This is a genomic window from Streptosporangium sp. G11 (genome assembly GCF_051192615.1).
Lineage (GTDB): Bacteria > Actinomycetota > Actinomycetes > Streptosporangiales > Streptosporangiaceae > Streptosporangium.
Map to the genome: position 1 here is coordinate 37,593 of NZ_JBPJUQ010000040.1, position 13,878 is coordinate 51,470.

Genomic DNA, 13,878 nt, shown 5'->3' on the forward strand with positions numbered 1-13,878 from the left:
GGTCCTGGCCGTCCCCGAAGGCGCGCTCCGCCGGATCCCGAGGGAACGCGCGGGACCTGCGGAGAGGCGCACCGGAGTGCGCCTCCCCACCGGTTCGGTCGTCCTCAGCGGTCCTCAGCGGTCCTCAGCGGTCCTCAGTCGTCGGCGGTCAGACCGGCCGCGACCCTGGTCAGCTCGCGATCGATCGCCCTCTCGCTGCCGAGGTCCTTCGCGTAGTCGGGGCTCATCAACACCTCGACCACCCTCTCCTCGCCCACCTTTACGAAGGCGGTCGGGGTTCCCTTGCCGCCGTCCTCGCCGACCCACTGGTTGGTGATGTGGCCGATCCGGCCGGCGCCCAGGGACACCTTCTTCGCCGTGCCGTTGTTCACGTATGTCTGCCAGTGCTTGTCGGTGGTCGCGGCGGACAGGCCCTCGAAGACGAAGATCTGGATGCGGTAGCCGCCTCCGCTGTCATCCGGATAGCTCCACGAGGTGGAGTATCTGTCGCCGTGGTTCACCGCCCATTCGTCCCGTACGAGGCCCTTGGGCATGTAGCCCACGCGGACCCGTCCCACCGTGTTCCCGCTGCCGATGTCGATGGGCGGCCGGGAGATGCGCGGGGTGGCCGTGGGCGTCGGCGCGGGGGGCGGGGGCTCGGTGAAAAGGGGCTGCGGTGCGCCCTGGTCGCCGGTGTCCGGGCCCGCCGTCTCCGAGGCGGCGGCCGGGCCCGGCCGCGCCGGAGCCGTGTCGAGGACCGAGGCCGGGGCGAGGACCAGGTAGGCGGGGACCGCGATCCCCACACCCGCCGCCGGCGCCGATCCGGTGACACCCGTAGCGGTGATCACCGATGACCCCTACGCGAACGTGACCCCTCCCGACTACAAGCTGAGTTACGCGCTCAAGGAGGCCGAGCAGCGCGCGCCCAGGCCAACCCCGCCGCCTACGGCCAGCCGTACGTCAACTCCGGGGTCATCGTCATCCCCGTGACCACGGAGGACGTGCGGGCGGAGGCGGAGCGGCCCCTGACCCTGCCGCCCCAGCTCACTCCCCCGGACGACGGTACGGCCGATCCCGACTCGGTCCCGCCGCCGCAGGACAAGGAGTCCGTGCCCGTCGAGGAGCCCTCGGCGACCGCGCGGACGACCGACAGGTCCGGCCTGACGGCCGAGCAGAAGGTTTTGGAGTCGGCGGCCTCGCAGCCCGCCGTCGACAATCCCTGGCTCGTCTACCCGAAGGTGAAACTGGTCAAGTACGGTCTGAGCCGGCTTGAGGCCGTCAAGGACGAGGTCGTCGCGCTGACCCCCGACGTCCTTCCCGGCGTCGACACGGTCACCGGCTCGCTCGTCCAGGTCGAGCAGGACCGGGTCATCGTGGAGGCCACCCAGGCGTCCGACGAGTTGCGCCTCGCCCTGGCGACTCGCTACGGCTCCGACGCCGTCGTCGTCCGGGTGAGCGCCGACCCGGCTCCCGCGGAAGAGGACGCCCGGTGGAACGACACCAGCGTCGGCGGCTTCTACGGCGGAGCCCGTATCAGCACCAGTGTCGGCGGCTGCACCAACGCCTTCCCCTGGCGCTACAGCGGCTACCACGCCATGATCACCGCCGGGCACTGCACCAGCCTCAACGGTTCCGTCTCCACCCCCTCGGAGTCCATGGGAACGGTGGTCAAGGACACCTGGAACAACAGCAAGGGGACCGTCTACATCGACGGGCAGTCGACCTATCGCGGAGACCTGTCGCTGATCAAGCTGAGCGGCAGCAAGAAGAGCACCGCCCGCATCTACGTCGGCAACAAGACCTCCGGCTCCAGTCGCGCCGTGGGCGGCATGTGGTCGCGGCGCCCGACCTATGGCGACCAGTACTGCACGGGCGGCACCTCCACGGGCGAACTGTGCGGGTGGAAGGTCAACGCCCTGAAGATCAACGTTCGGTACGGCAGCGGCAACTACGCCCGCAACATGATCCGCGGCTACAAGCAGGGGCAGTGCAACATCGGCGGTGACTCTGGCGGTCCCGTCTACACGGTGAACTCGGCGGGCAAGGTGATCGCCAAGGGGGTTCACAGCGGTTCCGGCGGCGGTGGATCCGACAACTGGGGCGGCGCGCTCGACCCGTGCAGGGAGTACTTCACCGACATCTATGAGGCCTACTACGGCTTCCCGGGCGTCATCGCGACGAGTTGAGTCACGGCCGGGCGGGGAGGCTCCTCTCCCCGCCCGGCACGGCCGCGGGACAGGTCACCCGGCGCGTACGCCGGGTCCGGCGTCGACAGGTCCACCGGAGAGCGGCCGGCAGGTTCACCGAAGAGCGGCCGGCAGGTTCACCGGAAAGTGGTCGGCAGATCCACCGAAGAGCGGCCGGCAGGGCCGCCGGAGAGTGGCCGACGGGGCCGCCGGAGAGTAAAGGCGCTGGCCGGCTGGGGTTCGCCCGGTTTCACGGCCCTTCGCGCGCCCGGCGGTGAGAGGGCAACGCCCGTCCCGGATTTCCCATAGCTCCCGTCATCGACCCACACATCAGCCATTCTGTGACCTGGAGACCGGCGTCAGGTATACCCCCTGGGGGTTGCAGAAAAGGTGGTGGTGTGGCACTGTGGTCGAGCGAAAAGATACCCCCTATGGGTATTCAGGAGGAGTGGTCGAGATGAACGGCGCGATCAAGGTGGGTGCGTACGCGCTGGTGCTGGCCGTGGTGTTCGGCGGCGCCATGGGGGCGGGCCGGGTGGCGGGGCCGGTCGGCCCGGCCGCGGGCGCGGCGACCAAGGACCCTCCAGGCGCCGAGGGCGGCGCGGGTCAGGACGCCGGGGCGGGCGCGGGTCACGGTGCCCATCAGGGCACGGAGCAGAAGACGGCGGCCGCGAAGGCGCTGACCGTTCCCGCGGGACTCCAGGTCTCCCAGGGGGGATACATGCTCATGCCGGAGACCGACGAGGTCAAGGTGGGCAAACGGACCGATTTCCGCTTCTCGGTGATCGGCCCCGGGGGTTCCCCCGTCACCGGGTTCACCACGCAGCACGACAAGAAGCTGCACTTCATCGTGGTCCGCCGCGACCTGACGGGCTTTCAGCATCTGCATCCCACCCTGCTGGGAGGCGGGATCTGGTCGGTCCCTCTTGAGCTCCCCGCAGCCGGGGAGTACCGCGCGTTCGCCGACTTCGCCCCCGAGGGGGCGGGGCCCCTGACGCTCGGCATGGACCTGTCGGTGGCGGGTGACTACCGGCCCGAGCCGCCCGCGATCCCGGCCGAGACCGCCAAGGTGGGCGACTACACCGTCACCCTGAAGGGTGACCTCGTCCCCGGCCGTACGAGCATGCTCACGCTCTCGATCGCCAAGGACGGCGAGCCGGTCACCGACCTCCAGCCCTATCTGGCCGCGTACGGGCACCTGGTCGCGCTGCGTGACGGCGACCTGGCCTACCTGCACGTGCACCCAGACGGCACGCCCGGGGACGGGCGCACCGTGCCCGGCCCGAACATCACCTTCTACGCCGAGGTGCCGAGCGCGGGGACCTACGGGCTCTACCTGGACTTCAAGCACGCCGGGACCGTGCGCACCGCCGTGTTCACCGCCGCCACGAGCCCGGATCCCGAAGGCGGGGCCACGGCGCCGTCCGGGGACGGCCACGGGCACAGCCACCAGCCGTGAAATACCCCGTAGGGGTTATGCGTTCTCATGACAAGGAGAGACACATGCCTCGACACACCCCTCCCGGGGGCGGCATCCCGTGCCGGGTCGAGGGACGGGCTCGCTTCCGCACGGCGGCGAGGTTTCCGGCCCCGGCCGACCGGCCGGTGGCGGCCCCGGGCCGCCCGACACGACAGACAAGGTATGAGGAGAGGCCGTGACGTCCATGACCACCGGCGAGGCGTCCGTCCAGGGCGAGATCGAGTTCGCCATCGGCGGCATGACCTGTGCCTCTTGCGCGGCCCGCATCGAGCGCAAGCTCAACAAGCTGGACGGCGTGACCGCGACCGTCAACTACGCCACCGAGAAGGCGAAGGTCGTATACCCCGCCGACGTCACCCCCGATGACCTGGTCGCGGAGGTGGAGAAGGCCGGATACACCGCCGAGCTGCCCGCTCCTCCGGCATCCGCCGAGACGGACGGGACGGCCGGAGCGGAGGGGGAAGGGGAGCGCGACGGGCTCGCCCCCCTCAGGCAGCGCCTGATCATCTCCGCCGTGCTGTCGGTGCCGGTCGTCGCGATGGCGATGATCCCGGCGCTGCAGTTCGACAACTGGCAGTGGCTCTCCCTCGCCCTGGCCGGTCCCGTCGTGGTCTACGGCGGGTGGCCCTTCCACCGGGCGGCCTGGACCAACCTGCGACACGGCGCCGCGACCATGGACACGCTGGTCTCATTGGGGACGATCGCCGCCTTCTCCTGGTCTCTCTGGGCCCTGTTCTTCGGCACGGCGGGCATGCCGGGCATGCGGCACGGCTTTGAGTTCACCCTGTCCGGGGGCGACGGCTCGGGAAACATCTACTTCGAGGCCGCCGCCGGGGTGGTCACCTTCATCCTCGCGGGCCGATACTTCGAGACCCGCTCCAAGCGCCGCGCCGGTGCCGCGCTCCGCGCGCTGCTGTCGATGGGCGCCAAGGAGGTCACGCTGGCCTCCGGGGAACTCGTTCCCGTCGACGGGCTCAAGGTGGGCGATCTCTTCGTCGTACGGCCGGGGGAGAAGATCGCGACGGACGGCGTGGTCGAGGAGGGCTCCTCGGCCGTGGACGCCTCCATGCTGACCGGAGAGTCGGTCCCGGTCGAGGTGCGGCCGGGTGACGCGGTGGTCGGCGCCACCGTGAACGCCGGGGGGCGGCTCGTGGTCAGGGCCACCCGGGTCGGCTCGGACACCCAGCTCGCCCAGATGGCCAGGCTGGTGGAGGACGCGCAGAACGGCAAGGCCGCCGTGCAGCGGCTGGCCGACCGGATCTCCGCGGTGTTCGTGCCGATCGTGATCGCGCTGTCCGTGGCCACCCTCGGCTTCTGGCTCGGTACCGGCTCCGGCGCCGCCGCGGCCTTCACCGCCGCCGTGGCGGTGCTGATCATCGCCTGCCCCTGCGCCCTTGGCCTCGCCACGCCGACCGCGCTGATGGTCGGCACCGGCCGGGGCGCCCAGCTGGGAATCCTGATCAAGGGTCCGGAGGCGCTGGAGTCGACCCACGGCATCGACACCGTGGTCCTGGACAAGACCGGCACCGTGACGTCGGGCACGATGACCCTCAAGGACGTCTTCCCCGCCGCCGGTGAGGAGCGCGAGGAGGTGCTCCGGCTGGCCGGGGCGCTGGAGGCCGCCTCCGAGCACCCCGTGGCCCGCGCCGTCGCCCGTGCCGCGGAATCCACCGCCCAGGTCGAGGACTTCGCGAACATCGAGGGCCTCGGCGTCCAGGGCGTCGTCGACGGGCACGCCGTTCTCGTCGGCCGGCCGCGGCTGCTCGCCGACTGGTCGCAGCGCCTGCCGTCCGAGCTGGAGGAGGAGCTGGAGCTGGCGCGGGCGCGCGGGGAGACGGCCGTCGCGGTCGGCTGGGACGGGAAGGCCCGCGCGGTGCTCACCGTCGCCGACGCGATCAAGCCCACCTCGGCCGAGGCGGTCGCCGCGCTGCGCGCGCTCGGCCTGCGCCCGATCCTGCTGACCGGCGACAACGAGACGGTGGCCCGTACGGTCGCCGAGGCCGTCGGCATCGAGGACGTGATCGCCGACGTGCTGCCCGCCGACAAGGTGGAGGTCGTCAAGCGGCTCCAGTCCGAGGGCCGTACCGTGGCGATGATCGGCGACGGGGTCAACGACGCCGCCGCGCTCGCCCAGGCCGATCTCGGCATGGCGATGGGCACCGGCACCGACGTCGCGATCGAGGCCTCCGACCTCACCCTGGTCCGGGGCGACCTGCGGGTGGCCGCCGACGCGATCAGGCTGTCCCGCCGCACGCTGCGCACCATCAGGGGCAACCTGTTCTGGGCCTTCGCCTACAACGTCGCCGCCATCCCGCTGGCCGCGTTCGGGCTGCTCACCCCGATGATCGCCGGGGGCGCGATGGCGCTCTCCTCGGTGTTCGTGGTCAGCAACAGCCTCCGGCTGCGCCGCTTCAGGTGAGGTCTGGGATCACGACCGGGTTCGGGGTGGCCGCGCGGACCGGCGACGGCCTCCGGTCGCGCCGCCTCGGGTGAGGGGCGCCCTCGCGGCGCGGGCGTTATGGTGGAGTCCGCGCGGCAGGGCGCACCCGGTCCGCGGGAAGGGCAGAGCCCACCTGAGCGCCACCCCCCTCATGCGGCCAACCTCCTTTTCGGCCTGATCACGCGGACGTCGGGCGCGACGAAAGGGAGGCACCCGTGCCTGTTCGCCGTCTTCCCGACAACCCCAGCCTCGAACACCTGAGAAACCAGGCCAAGCGGCTCAAGAAGGCGGTCCGCGCCGCCGACACCGCCGCGCTGGAACTGGTCGCGGAGTTTCATCCCCGCCCACCGCGAGAGCTTCCCGAGCGCCCCTCGGCATCGCCGCGGGGCGAAGACCGTCCGCGCCCGGAGAGATCCGCGACGCCGGGGTTCCCCGCAGGACCCGTGGTGTCACCGCGGGTCGGGGGACATCCGCGTGCGCCGGAGGGGTTCACGCTGGCCGATGCCCAGCTGACGGTCGCGAGGGCGTACGGCTTCGCGAGCTGGCCCAGGCTCCGCGCACACCTCGACGTCCTCGCGCGGCACTCCCGCTCACCCCACCTGATGCCCGAGAGCGCGGACCCGATCGAGGAGTTCCTCCGGCTGGCCTGCCTGCCGTACGGGAACGACGACCCGTCGCGCCGTCGCGGGGCGGCGCGGGCGCTGGCCCTGGACCCGCGACTCGCGGTCGCGAGCGTTCACACCATGGCCGCGACCGGTCAGGCGGAGGCGATGGCCGCGACGCTGGCGGCCGACCCGGCCCAGGCGCGGGCCGAGGGCGGGCCGCACCGGTGGGAGCCGCTGCTCTACCTGGCGTACTCGCGGGTCGAGGGCGGCGACGCGCTGGAGACCGCCCGGGTGCTGCTCGAACACGGCGCCGACCCGGACGCGGGATACCTGTGGGACGGATTGCCCTCGCCGTTCACCGCGCTCACCGGGGTCTTCGGCGGCGGCGAGCGCGGCGAGCCGCCGCACCCGCGCTCCGCCGAGCTGGCCCGGCTCCTGCTGGAGGCGGGCGCCGATCCCAACGACAGCCAGACCCTCTACAACCGGGGACTCGGCGCATCCGGCGCCGACGACACCGAGCACCTGGAACTGCTCTTCGAGTACGGTCTCGGCCGGGGGGACGGCGGGCCGTGGCACCGGCGCCTCGGTCCCGCCCACGCGACACCGGAGCGGATGCTCCAGGACGAGGTGCTCGCCGCGACCATGATGCGGCGGCCCCGGCGCCTGCGGCTCCTGATCGAGCACGGCGCGGGTGTGAACGGCCCCGGCACCGGTCATCCGATCTTCGAGGGCCGTACGCCCTACGAGCTGGCCGTGCTCGGCGGGAACGTCGAGGCGGCCGCGATGCTCGCGGAGGCCGGGGCGACGGGCTCCCTGGACGAGGTCGACCTGTTCCTGGGCGCCTGCATGCGCGCCGAGCGCCTGGACGCCGCTCCCGGACTGGTGGCCAGGGCCGTCGAGCGCATGCCGCACCTGGTCAACCGGGCGGCGGCGCACGGGAACGCCGAGGCGGTGCGGCTGATGGCCTCCCTCGGGTTCGAGGTCGGCCTCGTGCGCCGGGCCTCGCCGCTGCACGAGGCGGCGTGGGCGGGGGACCTGCCCATGGTCAAGACCCTCCTGGAACTCGGCGCGGACCCGTCCGTACGCGACACCGAGTTCGGCGCCACGCCCCTGGGATGGGCCGAGCACGGGGGACGGCACGAGGTCGCCGCCCACCTCGCCTCCCTGTGACGCGGTGACCTGTCGCGGGCCGCGTTTCGGGACGGCAGGCGCCGGGAGGCGGCCGGTCGTCCCGAAAGGCGGCCCGCCAGGTCAGCGAACGGGGCAGATCCGACGATCGGGGCCCGGTGCCGGTGCTCCCTCGCCGAGCCCGTCGTGCTCCGACAGCTGGAGGATCTCCCCGACCGCCGCCCTGTCCGCGGTGTAGATGTGGGGAACGTCGACGAAGACCCTCATCGATCCGCAGCCCACCGTGAGGCCGTCCGCGACCTCGCTCTGGATGCCGCGCAGCGGTACGTAGTTCAGGTAGGAGGTGTACACGTTCTGCGATCGGAAGGCGGCGGTCATGACCAGCCGCCCGGCACGGAGCCTGAAGGCGAGGCTGGTCAGGCAGGGCACCGCGTCGGGAGGCTCGCCGGGGGCGGTCAGCGAGATCCAGCCGCTCTTGGTGTACGGCTTGGCGCGCAGCACGTCGGCGATCCAGCCGAGCTGGTCGACGCCGAGAAACTGGCGGAGCCGCCCTCCGTAGCTGTACTTGAACGGCGGGACGATCGACCGCTCGCTGAACTTGCTGGAGTACAGCGGGATCTTCCCGGCGTCGCCGTAGCATTTCAGGACCGGATCGTCCCAGGTCAGGCCGGTGACCTCGAACAGCACCGCCGGAGCCTCGATGATCGGGCCGCGGTCGTCCAGGGCGGGCCCGCCGTTGTCTGTCACGTGTCGCATCAGCCAGATCCACGTCTCCCCACAAGACGCGAATCTGAGGAGGTCGGGCATTCAGGTCTCCACGTTGGGGAAATGGAAGGGATTGTGTGGGAGTCGTCGTTGCCGGGAAACATTGGCGCGGACGTAGTAGACGAAATAGTGGACCAGTGCGAGCAGTCCGATGATCACCAGGAGCAGGGCCACGGTCGGCGCGGCCCCGATCATCCCGAGCACGCCGACCGCGATGTAGGAACTGTTGACCAGGGCCAGCATCATCACGTTGATCCCCGGCCAGGCCAGCGGCGCGTACGTCTCCGGATAGCGGGGATCCACCGGCAGGTTGGGAGTCCAGCCGAGGGCCGCGAACTGGTCCTTGAGGTGGACCGTGTAGAGCAGCCGGAAGTTGTTGAGCGCCCGCGCGGTCCTCATGTGCGCGTTGACCGCCTCGATCAGTCGCAGGAAGGGCAGCACGCTGAGCAGCCCGAACGCGGCGACCATCGCGAACAGGTGCCAGGGGACGCTGTGCCAGGTGGTCAACATCTGCGGGCTGACCACCTTCGCGCTGGCCAGCGCGACCGCGGCGGCGAACGGGGCGGCGAGCAGGCTCATGGACAGCCGGGTCATCTTGATGCGCTCGTCCTTGGCCGCCAGGTAGACCTGGTACGTCCCGGTGAAGTCCACGGACACGAGGGCGAGGAATTCCCTGGGTTCTACGGGCAGCCCGTCCAGGGACTCGGGCAGTGCTCCCGCGATCATCCGCGGTGACATCTTCCGCATCGGGACCCCCACTTTCGAGGGATAGTGGATTTTCCCGTAAGAAGATATTGACCCATTTGTCAGGCGAATGAGTGCGTTTTAACGACATACGTCTCAGACTTCTGCGGACACTCTTCCGCGGGCGCGCCTTCCAGGGATGTGTCTCGCGGGGACGCGTCCTTCGCGGGGGCGTCCCCTGCGGATGTGTCTCCCGCAGGGGGGTGTCTCCCGGAGCGGGGTGTCTCTCCCGCGGGGTCTTCCTCAGGGGTCCTCCTGAGAGGTGCCTCCCCGCGGGGCCCTCCCGAAGGGCGCGGACGCTCTCCCCGTCAGCCGCTCGCGGTCCGTGGCCGGTTCACCGGCTCCGCCACCCGGCCGGGAGCCGCTCCACGCCGGAGACCGGAGCCGTCGCGCACCCGCGCGTCAGTGGTGTCCCTGTCCTTCCGCCGTGCTGGACTCCATCTCCGAAAGGACCTCCTCCACGGAGGCGGCCATTGCGAAGTAGGGCAGGAGCCCGGTGATGGCCATCATGTGACGCAGCGTCCGGCTCGCCCCGGTCACCACCAGGCGTGTCCGCGTCTCCTGGCTCCTGCGCAGGATCCACAGCAGCTCCGCGAGCCCGGTGGAGTCGCAGAAGGTGAGTCCCTCCAGATCGAGGATGAGCCAGGGCGCGCCTTCGGCTCGCGTGCCCGGGGACGCCTCAGGGGAGGAAGGGACGACCAGTGGCGGCGGAGGGGGCGAGGCCGTCGTGGAGAGCGATGGCGGCCCGTTCGATGGCGGCCCGTTCGATGGTGGCTCGTCCGGTGGCGGCACGTCCGGGGAGAGGGGGGAGGGACCTTCGGGGAAGAGCGGCGTCGGACTGCCCGGCTCCGGGAGAGGCGGGCCCCCGGGAAAGAACGGTGAAGGGGGCTCGGGCGACAGCGGTGACGGTGGCCCCGAGGGGGGCGGGCCTTCCGAGGTCGGCGGGACTTCCGACAGGAACGGTCTCTCCGACAGGAACGGCGTCTCCGGGAGAAGCGGTGCCTCCGAGAGGAAGGGCGTCTCCGGCAGGAGTGGCGACCCTGAGAAGAACGACGTCTCCGGGAGGAGCGGCGCCTCCAGGAGGAAGGACGTCTCCGAGGGAAGCGGTGACGGGTCGAGTGCCGTGGGCACCGGAAGCTCGGGCGGCGCGGCGACCGGCGAAGACGCTGGAAGCCCGGATGACGCGTTACCGGCGCCCATGATCCAGACCCTGGTGAGCTCTCTCCGGAAGATCGGTGCGTAGTCGTAGTCGAGCTCTCCGATCGCTCGGACCACGATGGCGCTTCCGCGCACATCGGCCGATATCGAGAGCGTGTTCACACCTTCGGGTGGCATGGAAAAACTCCTTAGACCCGCAGTTCACAGGGCGGGCGTTCCCCCCGTCTTACCAGGTATGCAGATCTGGTCGCCCTGATGGCGGGGAATTACAGTGTACTTGCGTGATTTCGTCCCATCTGGCATATGGCGGGGTGAGTGTCGGTGGCTCGGAGGGCCGGCCGCTGGATCTCCGTCTCGAACGGCCCTTCTTCACCGGCCCGAGCGAGCCTGAACAGGCCTGAACAGGCCAAAACGGGCCGGGACGTGCTGGAGCGAGCCGGAGACGGGACGGGCCGAACGGGCGGGAGAATCGCAAAGGCCGGCCCCTCGGCTGAGGGGCCGGCCTGCGCGCTCCGGTGAGACACCGGGGCCGGATCGTGCGGGATACGGCCGGATCAGAGAGTGGACCGCGTGCCCGATGCGGCCTGGACCGCCGCCACGGGCTGAGCCGGGCGGGCGGAGACGTGAGGTTCCGTACGGGACCGTGCCGCTCCTCCCGAAGCCTCCGGCACCCCCGACGTTCTCGGTGCTCCCGGTGCTCCCGGTGCTCCCGGTGCTCCCGGTGCTCCCGGTGCTCCCAGTGCTTCCGGCGTTTTCGGCGTTTTCGGTGCCGGGCGCCAGCGCATGCCGCGTTCGGACGCCGGTCGCGGCCCGACCTCCTTGCCGAGGCCCATCTGGTGGAGAAGCCATCCCAGGGCGCCGCCCAGGACCACGACCCCCGCGCCGATCCAGAAGAAGGGAACGCTGGCGGCGGTCATCGCCACCCCGGAGATCGCGAAGCCGGTGATGCAGACGATCGAGCCGGTCCAGCCCGCCACGGTGTGTCCCATGTCGTGCTCTTCGTGGATCTCCGCCAGCTCCGCGAGGTCTTTTCTCATCCCCACGATGTCTCCTCCATCTGAAGCGCCGTCCCCCGCGGGCCGTGGCGGCAGGCGCTAGGTTGAATCCGCTCGTATCATTTATCTCACGAGCTAAGCTTCTTAGATAGTAAGGAGATTTCACGGTGGAACGCAACTCCGAAGCCGGCGCCTCGCCGCTGGAGGTCCTGGCCCGGATGGACCAGCTGATCGCGTTGAGCCTGGTCGGGCAGCACACGCTCGCCGAGCGCCTCGGCATCAACGTCACGGACCTGACGTGTCTCGGTTTCGTCCTCGGCGCGGGGGAGGAGGCGCTCACCGCGGGACGTCTCGCCGAGCTGGCCGGTCTCACCACCGGGGCCGTCACCGGCGTGGTCAACCGTTTGGAGAACGCGGGCTATGCCCGGCGCGTCCCCGATCCCCGGGACCGGCGCCGTGTCCGGATCGTCCCGGAAGGCGACTCGGCCGTCCGCCTCGCGTCGGCGTACGAGCCCACCTATCGGCGGCTCACCGAGCTCTTCGAGAGCTATGGCCCGGACGAGCTGGCCGCCATCTCCGACTGGTTCACGCGCGCCGCCGACGCCATGCGGATCTCCCTGGCCGAGATCCGCGAATCTCCGGCCCCCTGAGGCCGGGTGTCGTGCCCGTCGAGGACGGGGTCCGCGACCCGGAGTGTCCACGGGTCGTGGCATTGATCGTGACGCTCACGCCGGCCGGAGTGTCGATCACCGGCGCGCGGGCGAGCTCGCGGCCGGTTCCCGTCGAGCGTTCACCCCCCGTCGCGGCGGGCATTCTGCTTCGCGATTCCCTGGAGAACCTCGGTGACATGGGGGGCGCAGACCGGATCGCGGGAGTGCCTGCCGGAGAACCAGCGCGTTTCGATCACGTAGTCGGCCTGATGGCCGCAGAGACATTTGCCGGGGGTTCCTGAATCTGCCGGTACGACCGCCGTGCGGTGAGTCACCATGAGCTAACTTTAGACTCGTTTGACGCTTTTATGATGTTTCCTCGCTCTTTTTGCTGATAAATCAATGAGGCTTGCCCGGGACCGCCCCGGCCCCGGGTCCGCGGGGGTTCCCCGGGCCGAAACGGCGTGCGGGCGGTGGTTCACATGGCGCCGACGAGCAGCGGTTCCGCGATCCGCGCACCGGCCAGATCGGCGCTGACGGCGAATTTCCCCGACAGCCCGCTGGTCTTCAGCAGCCCGCGCACCACCGGCGCGGGCGCGATCAGCCGCAGCGTGCCACCGCGTCGTACGGCCCTGCGCAGGGTGGAGAGCAGCACGGCCACCCCGCTGGCGTCCATGGCGGTGACCATGGACATGTCGAGGAGAAGCCGGTATCCCGGGCGGCCCAGCGCGGCCAGCAGATGCTCGCGGAGGGCGTTGGCCGTGAAGATGTCGATCTCCCCTGCGACGTCGCAGATCATCCAGTCTGGGTGGGCGTGCGTGGACAGGTCCATGTGGACCTCCGATCGGCGGCCGCGGGCATCAACCCGTGGTGCGTCCGTTGGAATGGGGCGGGGTGACCGATCGATGCCGCTGTGGCGATGTCGAAAGTGTGTCACACCGGGGTGCGTTTTCGTGGTGCCTGTTCGGCACCACTGGGTGTTCGGGGCGGCGGGTCTGCTTTTCACCGATAACCGACCCGGTGAATTCGCTTTCCGCCGAGGTTCGGTCCACCGGAGCCGCTTTCCCGCGGCCCTCGGGGTTTCACCGGAGGTCACGTGAGCTCTCGGGTTTTCGCCGGAACTCACGCCGGTACTCAGGTTTCCCCCGGAACCCGTTCCGGTGGGGCCGCTTTCGCGGGGGCTCACCCGGCCACGGGCGGGCCGGCCCCGAGCGCCGCCAGCGCGGCGGCCACCGCGGGAGGGCCGAGTGCCGCGGCCGGTACGTCGGCGAACTCCACCGTGCAGTCCGAGAGCCCGCCGATGGCCACGACCGCGCGGGCGCGGGCGGCCAGGTCGGGGTCCGGGCCGAGCAGCAGGGCGATGAGCCGCCGCCGCCAGCTGCCCATGCGGGACCCCAGATCGAGGTGGGCCAGGGTGGACAGATCCCGGACCACCATCACGGTCACCTCCCGGTGCCGGAAGGTGATGTCGAAGTAGCTCTGGAGAAGATCGCGGGGACTCTGTGGAGCATTCGCCTCGGTGTCGGCCAGGAAGGCGTCGACATCGTCGATCAGCGGCTGGACGATGCTGCGGAGCAGGTCCTCCCGCGAGGTGAAGTGGTAGTAGAGCGCGGGTTTGGTGATCCCGAGCCGGTCGGCGATGTCCCGCAGGCTCGTCTGCTGCACGCCCTTCTCGGCGAACAGTTCCCGTGCGACCGCCTGGATGCGCGCCTTGGTGTCGGACGGCCTGGCCACCTGGTGCTCTCTCC

13 protein-coding genes are annotated in these 13,878 nt (G+C 70.7%); 5 read left to right on the forward strand and 8 right to left on the reverse strand.

What is annotated here, in order from left to right; all coding sequences use genetic code 11:
• Window positions 1-134: 134 nt before the first annotated feature.
• Window positions 135-827, reverse strand: a complete 693-nt coding sequence (locus ACSDR0_RS30280; protein WP_435292309.1) for a hypothetical protein — start codon at window positions 825-827, stop codon at window positions 135-137.
• A 138-nt stretch (window positions 828-965) separates the two neighbouring features.
• Between ACSDR0_RS30280 and ACSDR0_RS30285 the strand changes: the two genes are divergently transcribed.
• The 4 genes from ACSDR0_RS30285 (at window position 966) to ACSDR0_RS30300 (ending at window position 7,860) form a co-directional block, all read left to right on the forward strand.
• Window positions 966-2,165 carry a hypothetical protein gene (locus tag ACSDR0_RS30285; RefSeq protein WP_435292310.1) on the forward strand — a complete coding sequence of 400 codons (1,200 nt, stop codon included), beginning with the start codon at window positions 966-968 and terminating at the stop codon, window positions 2,163-2,165.
• 457 nt (window positions 2,166-2,622) lie between these two features.
• Entirely contained in the window at window positions 2,623-3,624 is a 1,002-nt protein-coding gene (locus ACSDR0_RS30290; protein WP_435292311.1) for a hypothetical protein, read from the forward strand.
• Window positions 3,625-3,829: 205 nt separating this feature from the next.
• Window positions 3,830-6,064: a heavy metal translocating P-type ATPase gene (locus tag ACSDR0_RS30295; protein ID WP_435292368.1), complete on the forward strand. Its 2,235-nt coding sequence runs from the start codon at window positions 3,830-3,832 to the stop codon at window positions 6,062-6,064.
• 236 nt (window positions 6,065-6,300) lie between these two features.
• On the forward strand, window positions 6,301-7,860 hold the full coding sequence (locus ACSDR0_RS30300) for an ankyrin repeat domain-containing protein (RefSeq protein WP_435292312.1): 1,560 nt from the start codon (window positions 6,301-6,303) through the stop codon (window positions 7,858-7,860).
• Between the two features lie 81 nt (window positions 7,861-7,941).
• Here the strand turns inward: ACSDR0_RS30300 and ACSDR0_RS30305 are convergent, their stop codons facing one another.
• From ACSDR0_RS30305 to ACSDR0_RS30320, 4 genes are all read right to left on the reverse strand, one after another.
• A complete protein-coding gene (locus tag ACSDR0_RS30305; RefSeq protein WP_435292313.1) occupies window positions 7,942-8,574 on the reverse strand; it encodes a hypothetical protein in 633 nt (210 codons plus the stop codon).
• Window positions 8,575-8,625: 51 nt separating this feature from the next.
• Entirely contained in the window at window positions 8,626-9,309 is a 684-nt protein-coding gene (locus tag ACSDR0_RS30310) for a hypothetical protein (protein ID WP_435292314.1), read from the reverse strand.
• Between the two features lie 420 nt (window positions 9,310-9,729).
• Entirely contained in the window at window positions 9,730-10,662 is a 933-nt protein-coding gene (locus tag ACSDR0_RS30315; protein WP_435292315.1) for an STAS domain-containing protein, read from the reverse strand.
• Between the two features lie 377 nt (window positions 10,663-11,039).
• Window positions 11,040-11,522 (reverse strand): HGxxPAAW family protein, encoded by a 483-nt coding sequence (locus tag ACSDR0_RS30320; RefSeq protein WP_435292369.1) that lies wholly within the window; start codon window positions 11,520-11,522, stop codon window positions 11,040-11,042.
• Window positions 11,523-11,647: 125 nt separating this feature from the next.
• Between ACSDR0_RS30320 and ACSDR0_RS30325 the strand changes: the two genes are divergently transcribed.
• Entirely contained in the window at window positions 11,648-12,130 is a 483-nt protein-coding gene (locus ACSDR0_RS30325) for a MarR family transcriptional regulator (RefSeq protein ID WP_435292316.1), read from the forward strand.
• A 140-nt stretch (window positions 12,131-12,270) separates the two neighbouring features.
• On the opposite strand, the gene ACSDR0_RS30330 is transcribed toward ACSDR0_RS30325, so the two are convergent.
• The 3 genes from ACSDR0_RS30330 to ACSDR0_RS30340 form a co-directional block, all read right to left on the reverse strand.
• Window positions 12,271-12,468 carry a hypothetical protein gene (locus tag ACSDR0_RS30330; protein ID WP_435292317.1) on the reverse strand — a complete coding sequence of 66 codons (198 nt, stop codon included), beginning with the start codon at window positions 12,466-12,468 and terminating at the stop codon, window positions 12,271-12,273.
• Between the two features lie 140 nt (window positions 12,469-12,608).
• Window positions 12,609-12,962, reverse strand: a complete 354-nt coding sequence (locus tag ACSDR0_RS30335; protein ID WP_435292318.1) for an STAS domain-containing protein — start codon at window positions 12,960-12,962, stop codon at window positions 12,609-12,611.
• A gap of 350 nt (window positions 12,963-13,312) precedes the next feature.
• Window positions 13,313-13,864, reverse strand: a complete 552-nt coding sequence (locus ACSDR0_RS30340; RefSeq protein WP_435292319.1) for a TetR/AcrR family transcriptional regulator — start codon at window positions 13,862-13,864, stop codon at window positions 13,313-13,315.
• Between the last annotated feature and the right edge of the window lie 14 nt (window positions 13,865-13,878).

Coding starts and splice junctions, on each gene's coding strand:
- ACSDR0_RS30290 (WP_435292311.1), top strand. CDS start 2,623: ATGAACGGCGCGATCAAGGTGGGTGCGTACGCGCTGGTGCTGGCCGTG.
- ACSDR0_RS30295 (WP_435292368.1), top strand. CDS start 3,830: ATGACCACCGGCGAGGCGTCCGTCCAGGGCGAGATCGAGTTCGCCATC.
- ACSDR0_RS30305 (WP_435292313.1), bottom strand. CDS start 8,574: ATGCGACACGTGACAGACAACGGCGGGCCCGCCCTGGACGACCGCGGC.
- ACSDR0_RS30310 (WP_435292314.1), bottom strand. CDS start 9,309: ATGATCGCGGGAGCACTGCCCGAGTCCCTGGACGGGCTGCCCGTAGAA.
- ACSDR0_RS30315 (WP_435292315.1), bottom strand. CDS start 10,662: ATGCCACCCGAAGGTGTGAACACGCTCTCGATATCGGCCGATGTGCGC.
- ACSDR0_RS30320 (WP_435292369.1), bottom strand. CDS start 11,522: ATGAGAAAAGACCTCGCGGAGCTGGCGGAGATCCACGAAGAGCACGAC.
- ACSDR0_RS30330 (WP_435292317.1), bottom strand. CDS start 12,468: ATGGTGACTCACCGCACGGCGGTCGTACCGGCAGATTCAGGAACCCCC.
- ACSDR0_RS30335 (WP_435292318.1), bottom strand. CDS start 12,962: ATGGACCTGTCCACGCACGCCCACCCAGACTGGATGATCTGCGACGTC.